Raw genomic sequence first — 21965 nt, forward strand, 5'->3', positions numbered from 1 at the left:
TGGCAGGAGGAATAGAAGTTGACAGGGTTGTTAGAGATCAAGGAAAAACTGAAAAGTTTTTATGGAAGATATGATATATATATCAGGCCGTTGATAAAATTTTTGTTAGCGGTATGCGTGTTTGGACTGATAAATGGAAATATTGGTTATATGAGTAAAATAAATAATATACCGGTAACACTGGTATTATCATTATTGTGTTCCATTCTTCCGGTAAACATTATGATATTGCTTGCGGCAGCAGTAGTATTGGTACATTTATATGCACTGGCATTGGAGGCAGCAGTGATGGGTGCGGCACTGTTTATGCTACTTGCTTTTATGTATTTCCGTTTTGCACCAAAAACCGGATTTTATACATTACTGACACCGGTCTGTATGCATTTTAATATCGGAGCTGTCATGCCGATGACGGCAGGACTCTTAGGAAAAACATATTCTGTAGTTTCCGTGATCTGTGGAACGATCGTCTGGTTTTTTTTATCAGGAATAAAAGAAAATGCATCAGCGTTGGGAAGCAGTGGGGAAGATGCGGCAGTCACGTCGAAATTTACAGCAATCTTAAACCAGCTGATTGGAAATAAAGAGATGTATTTAGTACTTCTTACATTTTTACTTGTAACACTGATCGTATTATTTATCCGCAGGCTTTCCATCGACCATGCATGGACGGTGGCAATCATTGTGGGCGGACTTGTGAACTTTATAGTATTATTTACCGGATATGTTCTGCTGGGGATCTCCGGCAGGATCACAGGGCTTGTGGCAGGTTCTTTGATCTCACTTGCTGTTGCACTGATCCTTGAGTTTCTCTTTTTTAATTTAGACTATACGAGGACAGAACGTGTACAGTTTGAAGATGATGAGTATTATTATTATGTAAAAGCAGTGCCAAAGATTTATGTGGCAGAAAAAGAAAAACGTGTGAAAAAGTTCAATGCGAAGGATCATGAGCGTATTACACGGAAGCAATTAGCAGAAGATATGGATATTGAAGAAGATCTTTTATAAAAGATGTGATAGTTCGCATTTTGATGGATGATAAATAGAAAATGATAGGAAGGAAGTGGAATGCGTGGAGCATATGCTTTCGATGTTTGTTACATTTAAAAATAAATATCTTACATGGATGGATCTGCCGGTAATAACCGTAGTCGATATTGTTGAGATCATCATCATAGCGTTCTTGTTTTACACTATCTTAGTATGGATCAAAAACACACGGGCATGGATGCTGTTTAAGGGTCTGATGGTCATTTTGGTATTTGTATTCCTTGCCGCTGTATTTCAGATGAATACAATCTTGTGGTTAGCGGAAAAGACATTAAACGTCGGTGTGATCGCACTTGTTGTGATCTTCCAGCCGGAACTTCGGAGAGCGTTAGAACAGTTAGGACGTAAGAACTTTTTTATAGGGCTTACTTCCCTGGAATTTGGAAAAAATGAAACCGAAAAGATCAGCGAAAAAACGATCAATGAATTAGTTAAAGCCTGCGTGGAAATGGGTAAAGTGAAAACAGGAGCATTGATCGTAATGGAAGATTCTGTGGTACTTTCTGAATATGAAAGAACCGGAATACCGGTAGATGCGATTTTGACAAACCAGCTTCTTATTAATATTTTTGAAAAGAATACGCCGCTGCATGATGGTGCGATCATTGTCCGGGGGGACAGAGTGGCAGCAGCAACCTGTTATCTGCCGCTGTCTGATAACATGGAACTGAGCAAAGAACTAGGAACAAGACACAGGGCAGCAGTCGGGATCAGTGAAGTCAGTGATTCTCTGACCATCGTAGTATCGGAAGAAACCGGTGGCATTTCTGTTGCTATGGGCGGCAGACTGTCGAGGGGATTAGATCAGGAGAGTCTGAGAAAGTATTTGAAAGTGTTGCAGAAGTTTGAACCGGATAATAAACGGAAGGGCTTACTGAAAAGGAGGCTGAAAAATGCTAAAAAAGATAGTCAAGCGGATCACGAATAATTTCGGTCTGAAGATACTTGCAGTAATATTTTCCGGCGTACTATGGCTTGCAGTTGTGAATATAGATGATCCGAATACAACGAGAACCTTTACAACGACTGTCAGCATTGAGAACGGTGATTATCTGACAGGGATCGGCAAATATTATGAGATTGAGAACAATAGTAACACCGTAACGTTTAAAGTGAGTGGCAAACGTTCGTATTTAGAGCGCATGAGCAATACAGATTTTAAAGCGGTTGCAGATTTAGAAATGATAGAAGATATGCGCCGGGTACCGATCGAAGTGTCACCACAGCGCTATGGCGGCAACGTAACTGTGGCGAGCAAGATGTATTATCTGGAACTTTCAGTAGAAGATTTAGTTTCCAAGCCATATGTGATCTCTGTAGCAACAGAAGGAGATGTGTCGAGCCGGCACGCACTTGGTGAGATCAGTGCCTCACCGACACTCATCAGAGTATCGGGACCGGCTTCGGTAGTGGGGACGATCGACAAAGCAGTTGCAACGGTAAATGTGGATGGAATGACACAGGATATCACAGACAGTGTGATACCTGTTTTGTATGATAAAGAAGGAAATGAGGTCAACACGACAGATCTGACTTTTAACATACAAAATGTCATGGTTTCGGTACAGATCTTAGATACAAAAGAAGTAACGCTGAATTTCCAGACGACGGGAGCACTGCCGGAAGGCTATGAATATGTCGGTGTAGAATATAAACCACAGACAGTTTTAGTAAAAGGAACTTCTTCGGTTCTGAATATGATCAACAGTATCACGATACCGGAGGCAGTTTTAGATCTGACAGATGCAACCGGAAATATTGAAAAAGAAGTGGATGTATCTTCTTATCTGCCGGAAGGTGCAACATTAGTAGACAGTTCGCAGGCAAAGATCTCTGTTGTGGTGAAGATCGAAAAGCATGAGAAACGTGAATTTGAAGTGCCAACCGCAAATATCACTGTCAGCAATTTAGGCAGCCGGTATGATGTGAAATTTCTAAAAGATACCGTAAAGGTTGAACTGGAAGGACTTTCTACAGAATTAGATGCGTTAGATGCAGCTGCTTTAACAGGAAGTATTGATGTCAGCGGAATGACAGACGGGGAGCATACTGTAAACTTAGAATTAAATCTTGACAGTAAGTTTAAGCTTTCCAAAAAAGCAACAGTTACTGTAGATATTGTTCCGGCGGATAGCCAGAATACACAGAGTACAGGATTGTCAGCTTCTAATAAGACGGATATAAAAACAGAGGGTAAAACAGAAAGTACAACAGAAAAAGAAGATTCTTCAAAATCAGAAGAATCCGATTCTGAAAGTTCAAAGACTGATAAAAGCAATACTACAACACAGACGTCTGCGACAGCAAATAAGACGCAGACATCTAAAACATCGGAGGATTAGGAAATGGGAAGAATGTTTGGTACGGACGGTGTACGCGGAGTCGCAGGTACAGAACTTACGATCGAGCTTGCTATGAAACTAGGGCAGGCAGGTGCATATGTCCTGACAAAAGAACAGGCTCATCAGCCGACAATCATTGTCGGCTGTGATACAAGAATTTCAGGAGGTATGTTAGCGAATGCTCTGATGGCTGGTATCTGCTCTGTTGGGGCAAATGCGATCTATGCCGGAGTTGTTCCGACACCTGCGATCGCATATCTGACCAGAAAGCATAAAGTAGATGCAGGCGTTGTGATCTCAGCATCACACAACCCGATGGAATTTAACGGGATTAAATTTTTCAATGGGGAAGGCTATAAGTTATCAGACCAGTTAGAAGATGAGATCGAAGCATTGATCAAAAATGATATGCGGGATGTGCCGATCCCGATCGGCTCCGGTGTGGGAAAAGTAGAATACCGTTTTGATATCCGTGATGAATATATCCGCTTTATGGAAAAGCGTGTACCGGTAGATCTTTCCGGCATGAAGATCGTGGTAGATTGTGCCGAAGGAGCTGCTTATTATACATCCGTACGCACGTTAGAAGATTTAGGAGCCGAGTTAGTAGCAATCCATACGAATCCGGATGGTACGAATATCAATGCGAACTGTGGTTCCACACATATGGAAGAATTACAGGCAAGAGTTGTTTACGAAAAGGCAGATATCGGAATTGCATTTGATGGAGATGCAGACCGTATGTTAGCAGTCGATGAACTTGGCAATATCGTTGATGGAGACCAGATCATGGCTGTGATCGGCAATCATATGAAAAAACAGGGCAAACTGAACAAAGATACGATCGTCGTAACAGTAATGTCGAATCTTGGTTTTACGCTAATGGGAGAACGGGAAGGTCTGCATTTAGAAAAGACAAAAGTCGGTGACCGTTATGTGCTTGAAAATATGTTAGAAAACGGTTACAATCTTGGCGGTGAGCAGTCCGGTCATGTGATCTTTTTAGATGATAATACGACAGGGGATGGTCTGCTCAGTGCATTACATCTGCTAAAAGTCATGGTAGATACCAAAGAAAAATTATCGGAACTTGCAAAGATTATGGAAGTGCTGCCACAGGCACTTGTCAATGCAAAGGTACCGAACCATAAAAAAGAGCATTACATGGAATACACAGAGATCGCAGAAGCAATCGGAGAATTGGAAAAGAAGTTCAATGGTGAAGGACGAGTATTGATCCGTCCATCAGGAACAGAACCGATGGTAAGGGTTATGATTGAGGGAAAAGACCAGAAAGCCATAGAAGAAGAAGCAAAAAAACTGGCAGAGCTGATCACAAAGATCATGCTTTGATATTTGGAGGAAAAGTCAATGGTTAGTCAAAAAGTTATTATTAAGAATCCGACAGGTCTGCATTTAAGACCGGCAGGGATTTTGTGCAAAGAGGCAATGAATTTTAAGTCGAAGATCACATTTGGTTACAGGGGAAATATCGCAAATGCCAAAAGTGTGTTAAGTGTACTCGGAGCCTGCATCAAATCGGGAGATGAGATTGAATTAAACTGTGACGGTGAAGATGAGAAGGAAGCACTGGCATCTTTGGTAAAGAGTATTGAAGACGGACTCGGTGAGTAGGAGGATTCCTAAAGCATATGCATAGATTGAGCAGGAAAAACCAGATAGAATTAGCAGTAATGACAGTTATATTTGTCATTGCTGCCGTTCTTGTATATAGAACTACAATATTGACACGTATGGTTCTGCCTAGAACAGTGACACAGGTAGAGGCAGATGCCGGATGTGATTACAAGGTGATGAGTGGAGATCATATTGAACAGCAGTTTTTTTATTCCTCCGATGAACTTTTGAGTGTTGGAACGACGATCTCACTGAATGAAGATGTAGTAGGGAATCTGGTGTCTAATGAGAAAAATACCGATCTTGGAGTGCTGCATTTAGATGTCCTTGATGAGAGTGGTGCATCCGTTATGAATGCAGATTATGCTGTATATGCGTTAGATGACGGACAGAATCTTTTTGCTTCCCTTCCGGGAATGCAGACGGGCTTTGCGAACAGTCATTTTACACTGGTGATCGATGCGGAAAATATCAATGAAGAAACAGGACTTGCGATCGGGTGCAGTAAAAAACAGAAAAAGAATACCGCACTTACGATCAATGGGGAGGCAGTATCAGAAACAATCAATCTCAAAACAGCAGATCATCAGTTCATGTACTGGAAAAAGTGGTCGGTATTTGGTGCAGGACTTATCTATCTGCTGCTTGTTGGAACATATTTTCTGCTTGCAGTCTTCCGTAAAAAAACGGAAAATGTATTTCTTTTTTCGGGAGCAGTTCTTGCGGTAATCTATTTATTGCTATTGCCGCCAATGTCTGTACCGGATGAAGAAGTGCATTTTAAAGCGGCTTATACCTATGCAAACCAGCTGATGGGAAAAGACACAGAGGCGGGAAGAGTTTTGATGGATAAAGAAGATTATCAGGCTTTAAAACTGTTTAAGTCAACACCTTCCTTAAGCGAATATGATACATTAAAAGAAAATATCGGAAAAAGTGGCAGGATAGAAGGAACAAAAGAAGTACATTATTCTGATACGCAGGCTCCGGCAGTTACCTATCTGCCGGGAATTATCGGAATTGTGATCGGAAGGCTTTTAGGGTTAAACGGTATATTGGTGATCGTTCTTGGAAGACTCTGTTCAATCTTATTCTATCTGTTTACAATGTACTGGTTTATCCGGCTGATGCCTTGTGGAAAGGCGGCAGCATTTATCATAGCAATACTGCCGATGACGATCCAGCAGTGCTGTTCCTATTCCTATGATTCTGTAGTGATCGAAGTCGTCTTTTTATATCTGGCAGTCCTGTTTGGGCTTTTATACCGGAAAGAGAAGATACAGCGTTATCATGTGGTCTTATATGTTATCTTTATGATCATTATGGCAATGTCAAAAGGTGGAACTTATATGCCGTTATGTCTGCTTACGATCATGATCCCGGCAGACCGGTTTAAAGATAAAAAACAGAAGTGGATCTTTACAGGCAGTATGGCAGCCATAGCAGTTGTGGCATTTTTATCGAGTACCTTAAGTTATGTCTTATATGTAGCAAGTCCTACGGCAGAGCAGGCGGCAACTTCTTATTTAGAAGGGGAAGCCTATGGGGCAGCAGGACTTTTAGAAGATCCAATGAATTTTATCTGCCTTCTGACAAGAACATTGTTTTTATCGGGTGATGGTTTTATTGAAACCATGCTTGGTATGCAGCTTAGCTGGTTAAATGTATTTGTATCAAGGATCGTGATCTATGGAATGTTATTTATGATGATCTTATCGATCCAGCAGGTAAAAGAAAAAGATGGCAGCCAGTTTGAAGTGACAACCGTGCAGAAAGTTTCTTATGCAGTCTGCATGGTACTTTCCGCAGGCATGGTATTTGTGTCAATGTTTATGAGCTGGACACCGAAAAATTCAACGGCGATCGCAGGTGTACAGGGAAGGTATTTCCTTCCACTGCTTCCGGTGTTCCTGCTGTTGTTTTACAATAGAAATTTGATACAGAGGAAAGATATGGACAGAAAATATATGTATATTGCCGTATGTCTGCAATGCGTGGCAGTTTATGGTATATTACTGTCATTAGAGAGGGTACTATGAAAAAATTAGTCATCATTCCCGCCTATAATGAAGAAGGCGGAATTGAAAAAACCGTACAGGACATACTTTCAAATGCACCGGATTTTGATTATGTGATCATCAATGACTGCTCCACAGACCAGACATTAGCAGTATGTGAAAAAAATGGATTCCATGTAGTGAATCTGCCGGTTAATTTAGGAATTGGCGGTGGTGTGCAGACTGGTTATCTGTATGCATGGCAAAACGGTTATGATATTGCAGTCCAGTTCGATGGTGACGGACAGCACAATGCAAGATATTTAGATGAAATGGCGGACAAGCTTATCAATGAGCATTTAGATATGGTGATCGGATCACGTTATATCAAAAAAGAAGGATTCCAGTCAAGCGGTCTTAGGAGATTCGGTATCCGTTATTTTACAGGTCTGATCCGGCTTGTAACAGGCAAAAAGATTACAGATCCTACTTCCGGTATGCGGATGGTAGGCAGAGATGTGATCGGATTTTATGCAAAGAATTATCCGAAAGATTATCCGGAACCGGAAAGCGTAGTTACCATTTTAAAAAATGGTAAAAAAGTAGAGGAACTTCCGGTACAGATGAATGCAAGAGAAGAAGGAGTATCTTCGATCTCTCCGAGAAAATCCGTCTATTATATGATAAAAGTATCTCTGGCAATTTTGATCGCAGCATTTCGGAGGTAGGAATATGAGTTTGAAAATACAGATTATCGTAGCAGTTGTGATCGTGCTGGCACTGGCGGGGATTGCAAATATGGTGCGTAAAGAAGCACTTGACTTAAAATTTGCCCTTTCATGGCTGGCAGTAGGAGTTATTGTTTTGATCTTAGATATTTTTCCGGGAATTATGAATTATCTGGTGTCATTGCTTGGAATCGAATTGCCGGTGAATATGATGTTTTTCTTTGGGTTCTGCTTTACACTTCTGCTGGTTTTTACATTAACAGTAAAAGTATCCAAACAGGCAGAACAGTTAAAAAGACTGACACAGACAATTGCATTATTAGAAGAAAATATAAGAAAAGGAGCAGAAGTTAAGAGTAAAGATGAGTAGTGATATATGTGGCGACGCGAATAGCGATACGAAAAAAGTGCAGATTTTAATGTCAACTTACAATGGTGAGGAGTATATCAGGGAACAGATCGATTCCATATTAGCGCAGAGCTATCCTGATGTAGATATTTTGATCCGAGATGATGGTTCAAGTGATGATACGTTTCTGATCTTAAAAGAGTATGAGGAAATGCATCAGAATATACGGGCATATCAGGGCGAGAATATTGGTGTCAACAAAAGCTTTTTTGAACTTTTGAAAAAAAGCAATCAGGATGCCGCATACATAGGATTCTGCGATCAGGATGATTACTGGTTACCGGAGAAGATTGAAAAGGCAGTAGAACATTTACAGACCCTTAACGGACCGGCACTTTATTGTGGAGCAAAAACGCTGGTAGATGCGAATTTAGAGATCTTAGAAGACCAGCAGAATCCGCATGTAACCCCCGGATTTGGCAATGCCGTCATTGAAAGTATCTGTTCAGGATGTACAACACTGATGAACCGCAAACTGGCAGATATCATTAAGGAGCGTCTGCCGGAAGATGTGATCCACCATGACTGGTGGTGTTATATGGCAGCTACCTACCTTGGCAGTATGTATTATGATGAACAGTCTTATATTTATTACAGACAGCACAGCGGTAATGAAGTAGGAGCAAGCGGTTCTGCGATCGGCATGATACGTGCAAAAGCAAGAGATCTGAAAAAGCGTCATGGAGATTTGAAGAAGCAGTTATCAGATTTTAAACATTTTTATCACACAATACCGGAAAAAGATAAGCTGGTAGATGATATTTTAAAAGCAGAAAAGTTTCCGGACAGATTTACCATTCTGTTTAATAAAAACTGGTACAGACAGAGCAGTTTGGATAATTGGGTAGTCAGAGGGTTATTCCTTTTAAACCGCATGTTGTAATTACAAAAATAGATTAAGGATATAGAAAGGAAGTCGTATTATGAAGAAAATATTAGTAACCGGATGTAACGGACAGTTAGGAAGAGCCATCAACAAAGAATACGCAGCAGATGATGTGGAATTTATCAATACAGATGTTGTTGAGGGTGAAGGCGTAACTCCATTAGATATCACAGATGTGGAGGCAGTCGTTTCTTTAGTAGAAAAGACAAAACCGGATGTGATCATCAACTGTGCAGCACATACAAATGTAGATGCCTGTGAAACACAGTGGGATCTTGCTTATAAGATCAATGCACTTGGACCTAGAAACTTAAGTATTGCAGCAGCAAAAGCCGGTGCAAAGATGATCCATGTCTCTACAGATTATGTATTTCCGGGCACATCTGAAAAACCATTAAACGAATTTGATCCGACAGGACCGATCAGTGCATATGGAAAGACAAAATTAGAAGGCGAGAATTTTGTAAAAGAATTTGCACCGAAGCATTTTATCTTCCGTACCGCATGGTTATATGGAGATGGAAAGAATTTTGTAAAGACCATGTTAAAACTTGCAGAAACACATGATACGATCACAGTAGTATCTGACCAGTATGGTTCTCCGACAAGTGCGGTGGAATTAGCAAAGATGATCCACTTCTTAGAACCGACAGAAAACTATGGAACCTATCATGCAACCTGTGAAGGACAGTGCAGCTGGGCAGATTTTGCGGTAGAGATCTTTAAAAAGGCAGGAAAATCAACCACTGTGAAATATGTAACAACAGAAGAATACAATTCCCCGACAAAACGTCCGGCATTTTCTGTATTAGATAATTATATGCTAAGACTTGTAGCAGGAGATGCATTTCAGATGGCAGACTGGCATGATGCGTTAGATGTATATATGAAGGATGTCAGATAAATAAAAGGAGTATCTATGGAACCACTTGTAAGTGTGTGTATACCGGCATATAACAATGCCGCATATATCAAAGAAACTATTGATTCGATCTTAAAGCAGACATGGAAAAACCTAGAACTTGTCATCTGTGATGATAAGTCAAAGGATAATACCATAGAAGTGATCGAAAGTATCAAAGATGACAGGATCAGGCTTTGCAAAAATGAAAAGAACCTTGGAATGTCCGGCAACTGGAATAAATGCCTGCATGAATGTAAGGGAGAATTTATCAAACTGATCTGTGCAGATGATATGTTAAGGAAAGATGCAATCGAAAAAGAAGTCAGGGCATTGATCGAACATCCAAAAGCAGTCCTTGCAGAAAGTGATACACAGTTATTTGATTTAAACGGAAAGCCAAAGGGATTTTATAAACGATATAAGACCTCAGGCTTAACCGATGGAAAAATGATCGCAAGGAAAGGCTTTTTTGTAAAGAATTACTTCGGCTCACCGGTTGCAAATACATTCCGCAGGAGTGCATTAGAAGAAGTGGGCGGTTTCGATACATGGTATACCTATATTTTAGATTATGATTTCTGGGTAGAACTTGCGTGCAGGGGAAATGTATATATCATCCATGAACCGCTGAATTATTTCAGGGTGCGCAATGATTCGAATACCGGAGAAGTCATGGTAGGTGATAAATCAGATGCATATGTCAAAGAACATATCCATCTGCTCAATAAATTTAAAGACGAATTAAACCTGTCGGATGCAGATATCAAAAGAAGTGTTGCAATCCGTAAATTCCGTAATTTTGCAGCAGGTGTCTACCTGAAACTGTTTGTACGGAAGTAACAACCTTGTCTTTTTTGCCGTATGGTGCTATAATATTATAACTATTGAAAAGAGAGCAGGGACGACTATGCTCTTAAAACAGAAAATCAAAGGAGGAGCCTCATTTATGAGAACTTACTTAGTAACCGGAGGAGCAGGTTTTATCGGATCAAACTATATCCATTATATGTTCCGCAAATATGACAACGAGATCCGTATCATCAATGTTGATGTATTGACATATGCCGGTAATCTCGAAAACTTAAAGGATATTGAAGACCGTGATAACTATACCTTCATAAAAGCAGATATCACAGATAAAGAAGCGATTATGAAGATCTTTGAAGAAAATGATATCGACCGCGTGGTACATTTCGCAGCAGAAAGCCATGTAGACAGAAGTATCAAGAATCCGGAAGTTTTTGTTAAGACAAACGTACTTGGTACAGCAGTCATGTTAAACTGTGCAAAAGCAGCATGGGAATTACCGGATGGTACATTCAAAGACGGAAAGAAATTCCTTCATGTATCTACAGATGAAGTATACGGTTCCTTAGAGGAAGATGGCGGTTATTTCTATGAAACAACACCATACGATCCACACAGCCCGTATTCTGCAAGCAAGGCATCTTCCGATTTCCTTGTAAAAGCATATATTGATACTTATCATTTCCCGGCAAACATTACGAACTGTTCTAATAACTATGGACCTTACCAGTTCCCGGAGAAACTGATCCCGCTTATCATCAACAATGCACTTCATGGAAAGAAACTTCCGGTTTATGGTGATGGTAAAAACGTCCGTGACTGGTTATATGTAGATGACCATGCAAAGGGAATCGATATGGTTCAGGAAAAAGGACGTTTAGGACAGACTTATAATATCGGTGGACATAATGAGAAACAGAACATCGAGATCATCAATATCATCATCGAAACACTCTTAGAGATGCTTCCGGAAGATGATGAGAGAAGAAAATTAGTCAGCAAAGATCTGATCACATATGTAGAAGACCGTAAGGGACATGACAGAAGATATGCGATCGCACCGGACAAGATTAAAGCTGAGATTGGCTGGGAACCGGAAACGATGTTTAAAGAAGGAATCAGAAAGACAATCGCATGGTTCTTTGAACATGAAGAATGGATGGAAAATGTAACCAGCGGTGATTACCAGAAATATTACGAAGATATGTACAAAAATAAATAAAAACTTGCAGAAAGAAGGGTTACGGATTTGACAAAAATGCAGTAAGCCTTCTTTCTTGCGGCAAGAGAGGAGTTATACGATGAAGGGAATTATTTTAGCAGGCGGTTCAGGAACACGTCTTTATCCACTTACAAAAGCAATCAGTAAACAGATCATGCCGGTATATGATAAGCCGATGATCTACTATCCACTTTCAACATTGATGTTAGCAGGCATCCGTGAGGTGCTGATCATTTCTACACCAAGAGATCTTCCGGTATTCAAAGAATTATTAGGTTCCGGTGAACAGCTTGGAATGCAGTTTGAATATGCAGTACAGGACCAGCCGAGAGGACTTGCAGATGCATTCATCATCGGTGAAAAATTCATTGGCAAAGATGCCGTTGCACTGGTATTAGGAGATAATATCTTCTATGGACAGAGTTTTTCAAAAGTATTAAAACGTGCAGCCGAGAGAATCGAAAGCGAAGCAGGAGCAACCATCTTTGGTTATTATGTAAAAGATCCTAGAGAATATGGCGTTGTAGAATTTGATCAGAACGGAAAAGCATTATCCATCGAAGAAAAACCAGCAGAGCCGAAGTCAAACTATGCTGTACCGGGCTTATATTTCTATGATAACGATGTAGTAGAGATCGCAAAAAATGTAAAACCATCTGCCAGAGGAGAGATCGAGATTACAAGTGTCAATAATGAATACTTAAACCGCGGTACATTATCCGTAGAAACATTAGGACGTGGATTTGCATGGTTAGATACAGGTAACCACGATATGCTCCTTGCAGCAGCAGACTTTGTATCAGCATTCCAGAAACGTCAGGGATTATACATTTCCTGTATCGAGGAGATTGCATTCAAACGTGGATTTATCGATAAAGAGCAGCTGATCAAATTAGCACAGCCGCTTCTTAAGACAGAGTACGGTCAGTATCTGATCGATGTAGCAGAAGGACTTTAAGGATTAGAAAGAGAGTGACAGATCATGGGAAAGATTAAAGTAACAGAGGATTGTAACGGTATTGCAGGGTTAAAAGTGATTGAACCATCCGTATTTGGCGATGAACGTGGATATTTTATGGAAACCTATAATTACAATGATTTCAAGGAAGCAGGCATTGACTGTGAATTTGTACAGGATAACCAGTCAGCATCCAAAAAAGGTGTGCTCCGTGGACTTCATTTCCAGATCAACTATCCGCAGGATAAGTTAGTACGTGTTGTAAACGGTGAAGTATTTGACGTAGCAGTAGATTTAAGAGAAGGTTCTGAAACATTTGGAAAATGGTTTGGTGTAACACTTTCAGCTGAGAATAAAAAACAGTTCTTTATCCCGAAGGGATTTGCACATGGTTTTGTAGTATTAAGTGATTACGCAGAGTTCTGTTATAAAGTAACCGATTTCTATCATCCAAATGATGAAGGCGGCTTACTCTGGAAAGATCCGGAAATCGCTGTGGAATGGCCGATGCCGGAAGGAATGACAGAAGCAGATCTGACATTATCTGACAAGGATAAAGTCTGGGGCGGTATCAAGGAATATGTTGCCGCAAAGGCGAAATAAGAGGAAGTTTTATGACAGCATCAAAGAAAAAGAATCAGGGATTGTCAATGGCGGGAGTATATGAAAGCAGAAAGCTGATTGCCCGCCTTTCTGTCAATGATTTTAAAACCAAATTCGCAGGCTCTTATTTGGGTATCATCTGGGCATTTGTGCAGCCTGTGATCACAATTTTAGTATACTGGTTCGTATTTGAAAAAGGAATGAAACCGGCAGCGATCCGTGACGCTGCCGGAACTGAAGTGCCATACGTGCTCTGGCTGATCGCCGGCATGGTGCCATGGTTTTTCTTTAGTGACGCATTGAGCGGAGGTACAAGGGCACTTTTAGATTATTCCTATCTGGTAAAAAAAGTCGTATTTAAAATAGACATATTACCGATCGTCAAGATCGTTTCCGCAGTCTTTGTGCATCTGTTCTTTTTAGCATTTGCAGTACTGCTTTACACACTGTATGGATATTATCCTGATGTTTATACCTTGCAGGTACTTTACTATTCCATCTGTCTGTTTGTATTAGTCATGGGTATTTCCTATCTGACAAGTGCGGTTGTCGTATTTTTCCGTGACTTGAATCAGGTCATCAATATTGTTTTGCAGGTAGGTGTCTGGGTGACACCGATCATGTGGAATATTGACACCATGGACATTAGTCCGGTGCTTAAGAATCTGTTAAAACTAAATCCACTGTATTATATTGTGCAGGGATACCGTGATGCCTTTATTGGAAAAGTGGCATTTTTCGAGAGATGGGAACTGACCATTTATTTCTGGGTAGTAACCATTGTATTTGTGGTTCTTGGAACCCATGTATTTAAGAAACTGCGGATGCACTTCGCAGATGTATTGTAGAAAAAGTGATAACTTTACAGAAAGGTTTAAACCTATGAGTGATATTGCAATCAAAGTGGATAAGGTCAGCAAAGTTTACAGACTGTATGACCGTCAGCGTGACCGGTTAAAAGATGCGTTGAATCTAACCAAAAAACAATGCTATCGGGAACACTTTGCTTTAGATAAACTCGATTTCGAGATAAAAAAAGGAGAAACAGTAGGAATTATCGGAACAAACGGTTCCGGTAAATCTACAATATTAAAGATCATTACCGGTGTATTAAATCCTACAGATGGAGAAGTGACTGTCGATGGAAGAATCTCTGCATTATTAGAGTTAGGTGCAGGATTTAATATGGAATATACCGGTATTGAAAATGTATATCTGAATGGTACGATGATCGGCTTTACAAAAGAAGAGATCGATGAACGTCTCCAGGATATCTTGGATTTTGCAGATATCGGGGATTTTGTCAACCAGCCGGTCAAGACCTATTCTTCGGGTATGTTTGTGCGGTTAGCTTTTGCTGTTGCGATCAATATCGATCCGGAGATCTTAATTGTGGACGAAGCACTTTCGGTTGGAGATGTGTTCTTTCAGTCGAAATGTTATCATAAATTTGAAGAATTTAAGAAAATGGGAAAGACCATTTTATTTGTAAGCCATGATCTAAGCAGCATTACGAAATACTGTGACCGGGCGATCCTCTTAAACAAAGGACATAAACTCTTTGAGGGAACACCAAAAGAAGCCGTTGATATGTATAAGAGAGTCTTAGTCAACCAGTTAGATGATGATGACGAAGAAAATGGCAAGACACTCTGGGAACATGATGGCGGAGAAACACTTTGGAGAAGTACGCTGCCGATCAACCCGGAAGTATTAGAATATGGAAGTAAAAAGGCAGAGATTGTTGATTTCGCCTTTGTGGATAATACAGGACGGTACAGTAATGTCATTGAAAAAGGTTCTGAAATGACCGTTAAGATGAAAGTGTTATTCCATGAAGACATTGCAGAACCTATTTTTGCATTTTCTTTTAAAAATCTTTTGGGTATCGAATTATGTGGTACGAATACCATGTTTGAGAAAATAGAGATCACCCCGAAGAAGGCAGGCGATGTCCAGATCATTTCTTTTAAACAGAAGATGGATCTGCAGGGAGGAGAATATCTGTTGTCATTAGGATGTACCGGATATCCGCATGGAGAATTTACGGTATATCACAGATTATATGATGTTTGTAATCTGACCGTTGTATCCACGAAGAATACCGTAGGATATTATGACATGAATAGTGAGATTACTGTAGAGTAAGTGAGGTGCCGATTATGCCGGATATATATCATACATCGTATTTAAGGGCGAATATTGTGGCATGGCTTCCGATCCATGCAGAAGATAAAGTGCTTTACATCGGACATGCAGGAGATGTGACTGCAAAAAAACTGATGGAAATGTCAGATCATGTAGACTGTGCAGAGGATCTGACAGAGCATACTGCGTGTGAGGGGAGTTATGATTATGCAGTCTGTATAGGAACTGCATCACTTGCAGCAATCCCGGTATTTTATGCACAGTTAAATGAGCATGGAAAACTTATCTTTGCGGCAGAAAATGCATATGGGCTGAAATATCTTTCCGGTGTCAGGGAAGTACATTCCAATGAATATTTTGCAGGCATAGAAAATACCAGCCAGTCCTTAGGATGCACAAAAGAGGAATTAGAAGCTGCGGTAAAGGAAGCCGGATTTACGTGGCAGCAGACATATTATCCATTTCCGGATCACATATTTGCAATGAGCATCTATTCCGATGACTACCTGCCGAAACAGGGAGAACTGATCGATCAGATCGGCAATTTTGACAGTGACAGGTTAGTATTATTTGATGAGGCAAAAGCGGCAGATGCAGCGATCGCAAGAGGAAAATTCAAGGAGTTTTCGAATGCATACTTAGCAGTCTGCGGGAAAAAAGAAGCAGAAGCGGTTGTCAATCAACAGAATGAGCGGATTGCCTTTGTGAAGTTTTCTAATGACAGAGGCACGATCCATAATATCAGAACCTATATCACAAGAAGCGAAGATGGCAGGATGCATCTGTGGAAAGTACCGGATACAAAAGAAGCCGATGGACAGATCTTAAATCTGAAAAAGACAGAAGAAGCACTTACCCGTCTGTATGCAGACAGCCGTTTTTCGATGAATACCTGTATGCAGCAGAGTGACGGTATGGAACTTGCGTTTTTAATGGGACATACCTTAGAAGAAGAATTAGATACCTTGTTAGATAAGGGAGAACCGCAGGCAGCTGTAGAGCGGATGTTTGAAGTGATTGGGGAGATACGTTCCTGCAAAGAGATACAGGCATTTCAGATGACAGAAGAATTTGAAAAAGTCTTTGGCAGTATCACACTTCCCGAAGGACTTTCTGCTGTACCGGTCGGTGATATCGATATGATCATGCCGAATATTTTAGTGGATGAAGAAGGCAGATGGACAGTCATTGATTATGAATGGTCGTTCCATTTCCCGATACCGGTGAATTATATTGTATACCGGGCGATTCATTATTACGCAGATACGACAGCAAAGCGGAAAGAACTCTTATCTTTCGGACTTTATGAACGGGCAGGGATCACAGAAGAAGAGAAAGTGCTCTATGCAGAGATGGAAGAAGCTTTCCAGAGATATGTATTAGACGGACATGTGCCGATGCGGCAGTTATATCGGGAATACGGCAAGCCGGCATATCATGTCAGCAGCGTATTAAATGTCGTGGACGATATGGAACGGAAGCGGATGCTGCAGGTATATTTTGACCGTGGCAGTGGTACGAATGAGGCAGACTGCATCAACTATCACAGTAAATCCTTAGACGGATATTATTGTTTAGAGATTCCGGTAGATCAGGATGTGGCAGCTGTCAGGATCGATCCGGGCAGTCAGGCGTGTACAGTAGAAGTAAAAACACTCTGCTGGAAGGATAAAACAACATCGAAAGAAAAGACGCTGGAATTTTATGGACCGGCTCACAAGTTTAAAGAGCACATGTATCTGTATGATACCGATGATCCATATATGCTGATCACAGCATTTCCGGAGGGAGAACGCATTTTAAAATTAGAATGCAGGGTAGATGCGATCAGTTTGGCGGCAGCAGAAATTTTAGCACCGAAAATTGATACAAAGTACAGAATTAAGAAAATGTTGAACAAATAGAGGGATTCTATGAAAATATCATCATCTTTAAAAACAAAGCGTATGATCATGTTCTGGTCGAAGCTGTTTATCGTGCTGTTACAGACCGGGATATATGGCTGGCTATGGTATGGTCATTATAAGGATATGATGCCGGTAAAATACTGGGAACGCGGAAACTGGGCGATCATAGCATTATATGGAATATTTATCATTGTATTTTCACGGGCATTCGGGGCACTGAAAGTAGGTTATTTAAAGACATGGGATATCATGTATTCCCAGATGCTTACGATCATCTGTGTTAATGGCGTGACCTATTTACAGTTAGAACTCATCAATGGTGACTGGAAACTGTTTGAAAACAGTGAACCGATGTTTTTATTATGTGCAGTCGATTTTATCATTGTTTTATGCTGGGCACTGTTTATGAGATGGATCTATGCGATCATTTATCCGCCGCATGAGATGCTGCTGATCTATGGAAATATCAGTCCGGATGCAATCATCAGCAAATTAGAGTCCAGAAAAGATAAATACCATGTCAAAGAAAAAATGCCGCTTAGTGCAGGCATGGATAATATCTTAGAACGCATCTTACAGTATGATGCTGTTTTAGTAGGTGATATTCCGGTACAGGACAGAAATGTATTCATTAAATACTGCTTTGAAAAAGATATCCGCTGTTACGGAATCCCGAAAATCTCAGATATCATGATCCGTAATTCAGAAAGCATCGATCTGTTTGATTCGCCGTTGCTTTTATTCCGCAACAATGGGCTGACTTACCGGCAGATGTTTGTCAAGAGGGCAATGGATATCGTGATCTCTTTCGTTGGGATCATTCTTGCATCACCGTTTATGCTGATCATTGCACTAGCGATTAAATTATATGACCATGGTCCGGTATTTTATAAACAGAAACGCCAGACTATGGGCGGCAGAGAGTTTGATATTTTAAAATTCAGAAGTATGATCGTAGATTCCGAACAGCATGGAGCACGCCTTGCAAAAGAACATGATGACCGGATCACTCCGGTTGGAAAAGTCATCCGCAGGCTGCATTTTGATGAACTGCCACAGCTATTTAACATATTAAAAGGTGACATGGCATTTGTAGGACCAAGACCGGAACGGAAAGAGATCACAGAAGAATATACAAAAGAGATACCGGAGTTCCCATTCCGCTTAAAAGTAAAAGCAGGACTGACCGGTTATGCACAGGTTTATGGACAGTACAATACGGTTCCATATGACAAACTAAAGTTAGACCTGACCTATATTACAAATTATTCAATCTGGCTCGATATCAAGCTGATCATTCTGACAGTGAAGATCTTATTCCAGAAAGAAAAGTCAGAAGGCGTGGATGATGAGCAGAAAACGGCATTGAAAAAGGAAGGTTAAGTGTGGATAGTATGGAATCCTATTCAATATTGATGTCTGTATATGCAAAAGAGCAGGCAGCATATTTCAAGGAGAGCATTCACAGTATGCTTGCACAGAGCGTCTGTACAGATGATTTTGTGATCGTCTGCGATGGACCGTTAAATGAAGCACTTGATCAGGTGATTAATGAAATTACAACACAATATCCGGCGTTATTCCAGATCATCCGCCTGCCGGAAAACCAAGGTTTGGGAAATGCATTAAGAGAGGGACTTTCCTATTGTAAACATGATCTGATCGCAAGGATGGACAGTGACGATATCAGTGTGAAAGACCGCTGCAAATGGCAGCTTCAGGCTTTTGAAGAACAGAAAGCAGATATTGTCGGAGGGAATATCGAAGAATTTACAACCGATATAGAACATCCTAAGGCAAAGCGGCAGGTGCCACAGACAGATCGTCAGATCAAGGCATTTGCAAAACGCAGAAATCCATTTAACCATCCGACAGTTATGTTTCGGAAGTCCTCAGTAGAAGCAGCGGGCGGTTATTTAGAATGTAGATATTTCGAAGATTATTACCTGTGGGCAAGGATGCTCCATCAGGGAATGACAGGTTATAATATACAAAAAACATTAGTCTATATGCGTACAAATGCAGGAATGTATGAACGCCGCGGCAGTTTTTCCTATGCACTGCTCGGCTTTTCGGCACGTTATAAGATCCATAAGATCGGATTTTCCAGTACAGCAGATTTTTTAATCTCCGCAGGCGGACAAGTCGTCATGTCGATCATTCCGGTTAAGATCCGTACCTATTTTTATGGAAAATTTCTGCGGAAGTAGGTAACTGCTCTAAAATTGACGCATAATAGGGCATATGCTATAATTTCATGCGGTATCATAAGAGGATAAACAGATGAAAGAACTAGAGGGATTGCAGCATCGTCTGATAGAAATGTTAGCTGCACTTCAAACATTTACAAATGAACATGGACTGACATTTTTTTTAGTAGGAGGAAGTGCATTAGGCGCATACCGGCATCAGGGATTTATCCCATGGGATGACGATGTGGATATTGCGATGATGCGGTCTGATTTTGAAAAATTAGAAGCCTGTATGCAAAAGCAGGACAACCGTTTAGGTGAATTTGTATATTCTCCGGTAGAAAACCATATCATACCGGAAGCACCGATCGGCTATCTGTACGATACGAAGCATATTGCACATGGCTATGAAAATACAGCAAAGATCGATATCCATCCGATCGACGGCGTACCGGAAAATGGATTTTTACGCAAGGTGCAGATGATATCTGCGCTGATCTATTATCTGTCAGAATACCGCAATCCGGTCAAGAATAAGGGAAAGAAGATCAGAAATATTTCAAAGGTCATTCTTGCAGTCACACCGGATTTTATGTTTGATCTTTATATGCGGATGACCAAGAAGATCTTTACTTCATGGAGTGATAAAGACAGTAAACATATATGCAGCCTGTTCGGAGTTGCGGGTTATAAAACAGAAGTTATGCCACGCAGTTATCTGATGCCGTTAAAAGAAAGCCCTTTTGAGGGGAAAACATTTCTGGTTCCGGGTGATACCCATGATTATTTAGCAAGATTATATGGGGACTATGAGAAACTGCCGCCTGAAGAAGAACGTTATCCAAGACATGATATTTATATGATGTATCAGGAATAAGGAGTGAAAGAGTTGAACCCTTATATTCGGAAAATACGGAAATTTGCAAAAAGATTTATTGCATATACGATTGAAGGAGAAGAAAAAGTCTACCGGCTGAAAAAAACTCCTTTTTGTGTAAAAAAGAAATATACAAGTATGTACCATCAAGAGTTAGAAGAACTTCCGGTTGTGCCACAGAAGGTGGTATTTGACAATTATATGGGGAAAGGCTACGGCTGCAATGGAAAGTATGTAACGCAGGAACTGTTAAAACAGACAGATGACTTAGACATTGTCTGGATCGTACAGAATGCCGGTACACAGAAAACTAAATTCCCGGATCGGGTACGGTTAGTAGAATATGGTTCTAAAGATGCCATGAAAGAATATGCGACTGCCGGTATCTGGGTACAGAATTACCAGCTGGTACATTACCTGAATCAGGGATTGTTAAAGAAACCGGAACAGACTTATATCCAGATGTGGCACGGTTCCTTTGGGATCAAGAAGATTGAAAATGATTGTGGAAATCTGACACAGGATAGGAACTGGATGGTTCTTGCAGAAAAAAATTCAGATTATACTGATTACTGGATCGCAAACAGTACATTCGAAGCAGACATTTACAAACGGGCATTCTGGAATGTAAAGGATACACAGATCTGCATGTACGGCCATCCGAGAAATGATATATTTTTTCATAACAGGTGGATAGCTGCACGAAATGCAGTAGAAACTTATATTAGTAAAAAGAATAAGAAAATACTTCTCTATGTTCCGACATTTCGGGATGATGCCATGGAATGGGAACATCAGATAGATTATAATAGATTAAAACAAAGTTTAGAGCAAAGGTTTTCGGATGAATGGATCATCTTAGTGCGTATGCATCCGAGAATGAAAGCATATGCAAAAAAACTGATACCACAGGAACCATATTGTGTAGATGTGACGGAATATCCCGATATTCAGGAACTTTTAGCAGCAGCAGATGCAGTGGTCACAGATTATTCGAGTGCAGTATTTGACTTTCTGCTGACCGGAAAACCGGCATTTATCTACGCACCTGATCATCAGAGATATGAGAAGATGCGCGGGCTGTATTATCCGTTAGAAGATACACCTTTTCCGATTGCTGCAGATAATGCAGAGTTAGCGGCAGATATTGCTTCTTTTAATGAAGAAGACTATCAAAAAAAAGCGGCTGCATTTCTAAAACATAAAGGTTCGGTTGAAGACGGAGATGCAGCAAAGAGAGTAGCAGGATTGATCACAGACTGCATAAAAGAAAAAAGAAAGCAAGGGTAAAACA

The 21965-nt window shown here is 40.5% G+C and carries 21 protein-coding genes; all 21 read left to right on the forward strand.

What is annotated here, in order from left to right; genetic code table 11:
• The first annotated feature begins 18 nt into the window (after nt 1-18).
• The 21 genes from H8S17_RS00855 to H8S17_RS00955 all read left to right on the forward strand — a co-directional run bounded on the left by H8S17_RS00855 (nt 19) and on the right by H8S17_RS00955 (nt 21961).
• Nucleotides 19-1011 carry a hypothetical protein gene (locus tag H8S17_RS00855; protein ID WP_186865835.1) on the forward strand — a complete coding sequence of 331 codons (993 nt, stop codon included), beginning with the start codon at nt 19-21 and terminating at the stop codon, nt 1009-1011.
• A gap of 73 nt (nt 1012-1084) precedes the next feature.
• Nucleotides 1085-1981 carry a diadenylate cyclase CdaA gene (gene cdaA, locus H8S17_RS00860; protein ID WP_186866180.1) on the forward strand — a complete coding sequence of 299 codons (897 nt, stop codon included), beginning with the start codon at nt 1085-1087 and terminating at the stop codon, nt 1979-1981.
• A complete protein-coding gene (locus H8S17_RS00865) occupies nt 1947-3395 on the forward strand; it encodes a CdaR family protein (protein WP_186865836.1) in 1449 nt (482 codons plus the stop codon). Before cdaA ends, H8S17_RS00865 begins: the two co-directional genes overlap by 35 nt.
• A gap of 3 nt (nt 3396-3398) precedes the next feature.
• Nucleotides 3399-4748, forward strand: coding sequence for a phosphoglucosamine mutase (glmM, locus tag H8S17_RS00870; RefSeq protein ID WP_186865837.1), 1350 nt, complete (start codon nt 3399-3401; stop codon nt 4746-4748).
• A gap of 18 nt (nt 4749-4766) precedes the next feature.
• Nucleotides 4767-5030, forward strand: coding sequence for an HPr family phosphocarrier protein (locus H8S17_RS00875; protein WP_178052245.1), 264 nt, complete (start codon nt 4767-4769; stop codon nt 5028-5030).
• A gap of 17 nt (nt 5031-5047) precedes the next feature.
• Complete coding sequence (locus H8S17_RS00880) at nt 5048-7072, forward strand: DUF2142 domain-containing protein (RefSeq protein ID WP_186865838.1); 2025 nt, start codon at nt 5048-5050, stop codon at nt 7070-7072.
• Nucleotides 7069-7758 carry a glycosyltransferase family 2 protein gene (locus H8S17_RS00885; RefSeq protein WP_178052243.1) on the forward strand — a complete coding sequence of 230 codons (690 nt, stop codon included), beginning with the start codon at nt 7069-7071 and terminating at the stop codon, nt 7756-7758. The genes H8S17_RS00880 and H8S17_RS00885 overlap by 4 nt, the downstream gene beginning before the upstream one ends.
• Nucleotides 7759-7762: 4 nt before the next feature.
• A complete protein-coding gene (locus H8S17_RS00890) occupies nt 7763-8128 on the forward strand; it encodes a DUF2304 domain-containing protein (RefSeq protein WP_178052242.1) in 366 nt (121 codons plus the stop codon).
• Nucleotides 8121-9050 carry a glycosyltransferase family 2 protein gene (locus H8S17_RS00895; protein ID WP_178052241.1) on the forward strand — a complete coding sequence of 310 codons (930 nt, stop codon included), beginning with the start codon at nt 8121-8123 and terminating at the stop codon, nt 9048-9050. Before H8S17_RS00890 ends, H8S17_RS00895 begins: the two co-directional genes overlap by 8 nt.
• Nucleotides 9051-9090: 40 nt before the next feature.
• On the forward strand, nt 9091-9957 hold the full coding sequence (gene rfbD / locus H8S17_RS00900; RefSeq protein ID WP_186865839.1) for a dTDP-4-dehydrorhamnose reductase: 867 nt from the start codon (nt 9091-9093) through the stop codon (nt 9955-9957).
• A gap of 15 nt (nt 9958-9972) precedes the next feature.
• Nucleotides 9973-10797, forward strand: coding sequence for a glycosyltransferase (locus H8S17_RS00905; RefSeq protein ID WP_186865840.1), 825 nt, complete (start codon nt 9973-9975; stop codon nt 10795-10797).
• Nucleotides 10798-10903: 106 nt separating this feature from the next.
• A complete protein-coding gene (rfbB, locus tag H8S17_RS00910) occupies nt 10904-11986 on the forward strand; it encodes a dTDP-glucose 4,6-dehydratase (protein ID WP_178052238.1) in 1083 nt (360 codons plus the stop codon).
• A gap of 79 nt (nt 11987-12065) precedes the next feature.
• Nucleotides 12066-12944: a glucose-1-phosphate thymidylyltransferase RfbA gene (gene rfbA / locus H8S17_RS00915; RefSeq protein WP_186865841.1), complete on the forward strand. Its 879-nt coding sequence runs from the start codon at nt 12066-12068 to the stop codon at nt 12942-12944.
• A gap of 24 nt (nt 12945-12968) precedes the next feature.
• Nucleotides 12969-13547 carry a dTDP-4-dehydrorhamnose 3,5-epimerase gene (rfbC, locus tag H8S17_RS00920; protein ID WP_186865842.1) on the forward strand — a complete coding sequence of 193 codons (579 nt, stop codon included), beginning with the start codon at nt 12969-12971 and terminating at the stop codon, nt 13545-13547.
• 11 nt (nt 13548-13558) lie between these two features.
• Entirely contained in the window at nt 13559-14395 is an 837-nt protein-coding gene (locus H8S17_RS00925; RefSeq protein ID WP_186865843.1) for an ABC transporter permease, read from the forward strand.
• Nucleotides 14396-14429: 34 nt separating this feature from the next.
• Nucleotides 14430-15695: an ABC transporter ATP-binding protein gene (locus H8S17_RS00930; RefSeq protein ID WP_178051507.1), complete on the forward strand. Its 1266-nt coding sequence runs from the start codon at nt 14430-14432 to the stop codon at nt 15693-15695.
• 14 nt (nt 15696-15709) lie between these two features.
• Complete coding sequence (locus H8S17_RS00935; protein WP_186865844.1) at nt 15710-17599, forward strand: hypothetical protein; 1890 nt, start codon at nt 15710-15712, stop codon at nt 17597-17599.
• Nucleotides 17600-17608: 9 nt separating this feature from the next.
• Nucleotides 17609-18985 (forward strand): exopolysaccharide biosynthesis polyprenyl glycosylphosphotransferase, encoded by a 1377-nt coding sequence (locus tag H8S17_RS00940; protein ID WP_243237926.1) that lies wholly within the window; start codon nt 17609-17611, stop codon nt 18983-18985.
• A gap of 11 nt (nt 18986-18996) precedes the next feature.
• A complete protein-coding gene (locus H8S17_RS00945) occupies nt 18997-19812 on the forward strand; it encodes a glycosyltransferase (RefSeq protein ID WP_186866182.1) in 816 nt (271 codons plus the stop codon).
• A gap of 73 nt (nt 19813-19885) precedes the next feature.
• Nucleotides 19886-20671, forward strand: coding sequence for a LicD family protein (locus H8S17_RS00950; protein WP_186865845.1), 786 nt, complete (start codon nt 19886-19888; stop codon nt 20669-20671).
• 12 nt (nt 20672-20683) lie between these two features.
• Nucleotides 20684-21961, forward strand: coding sequence for a CDP-glycerol glycerophosphotransferase family protein (locus tag H8S17_RS00955; protein ID WP_186865846.1), 1278 nt, complete (start codon nt 20684-20686; stop codon nt 21959-21961).
• The last annotated feature ends 4 nt before the right edge of the window (nt 21962-21965 follow it).

The organism is Roseburia zhanii (assembly GCF_014287635.1).
Taxonomy (GTDB): Bacteria; Bacillota; Clostridia; order Lachnospirales; family Lachnospiraceae; genus Roseburia_B; species Roseburia_B zhanii.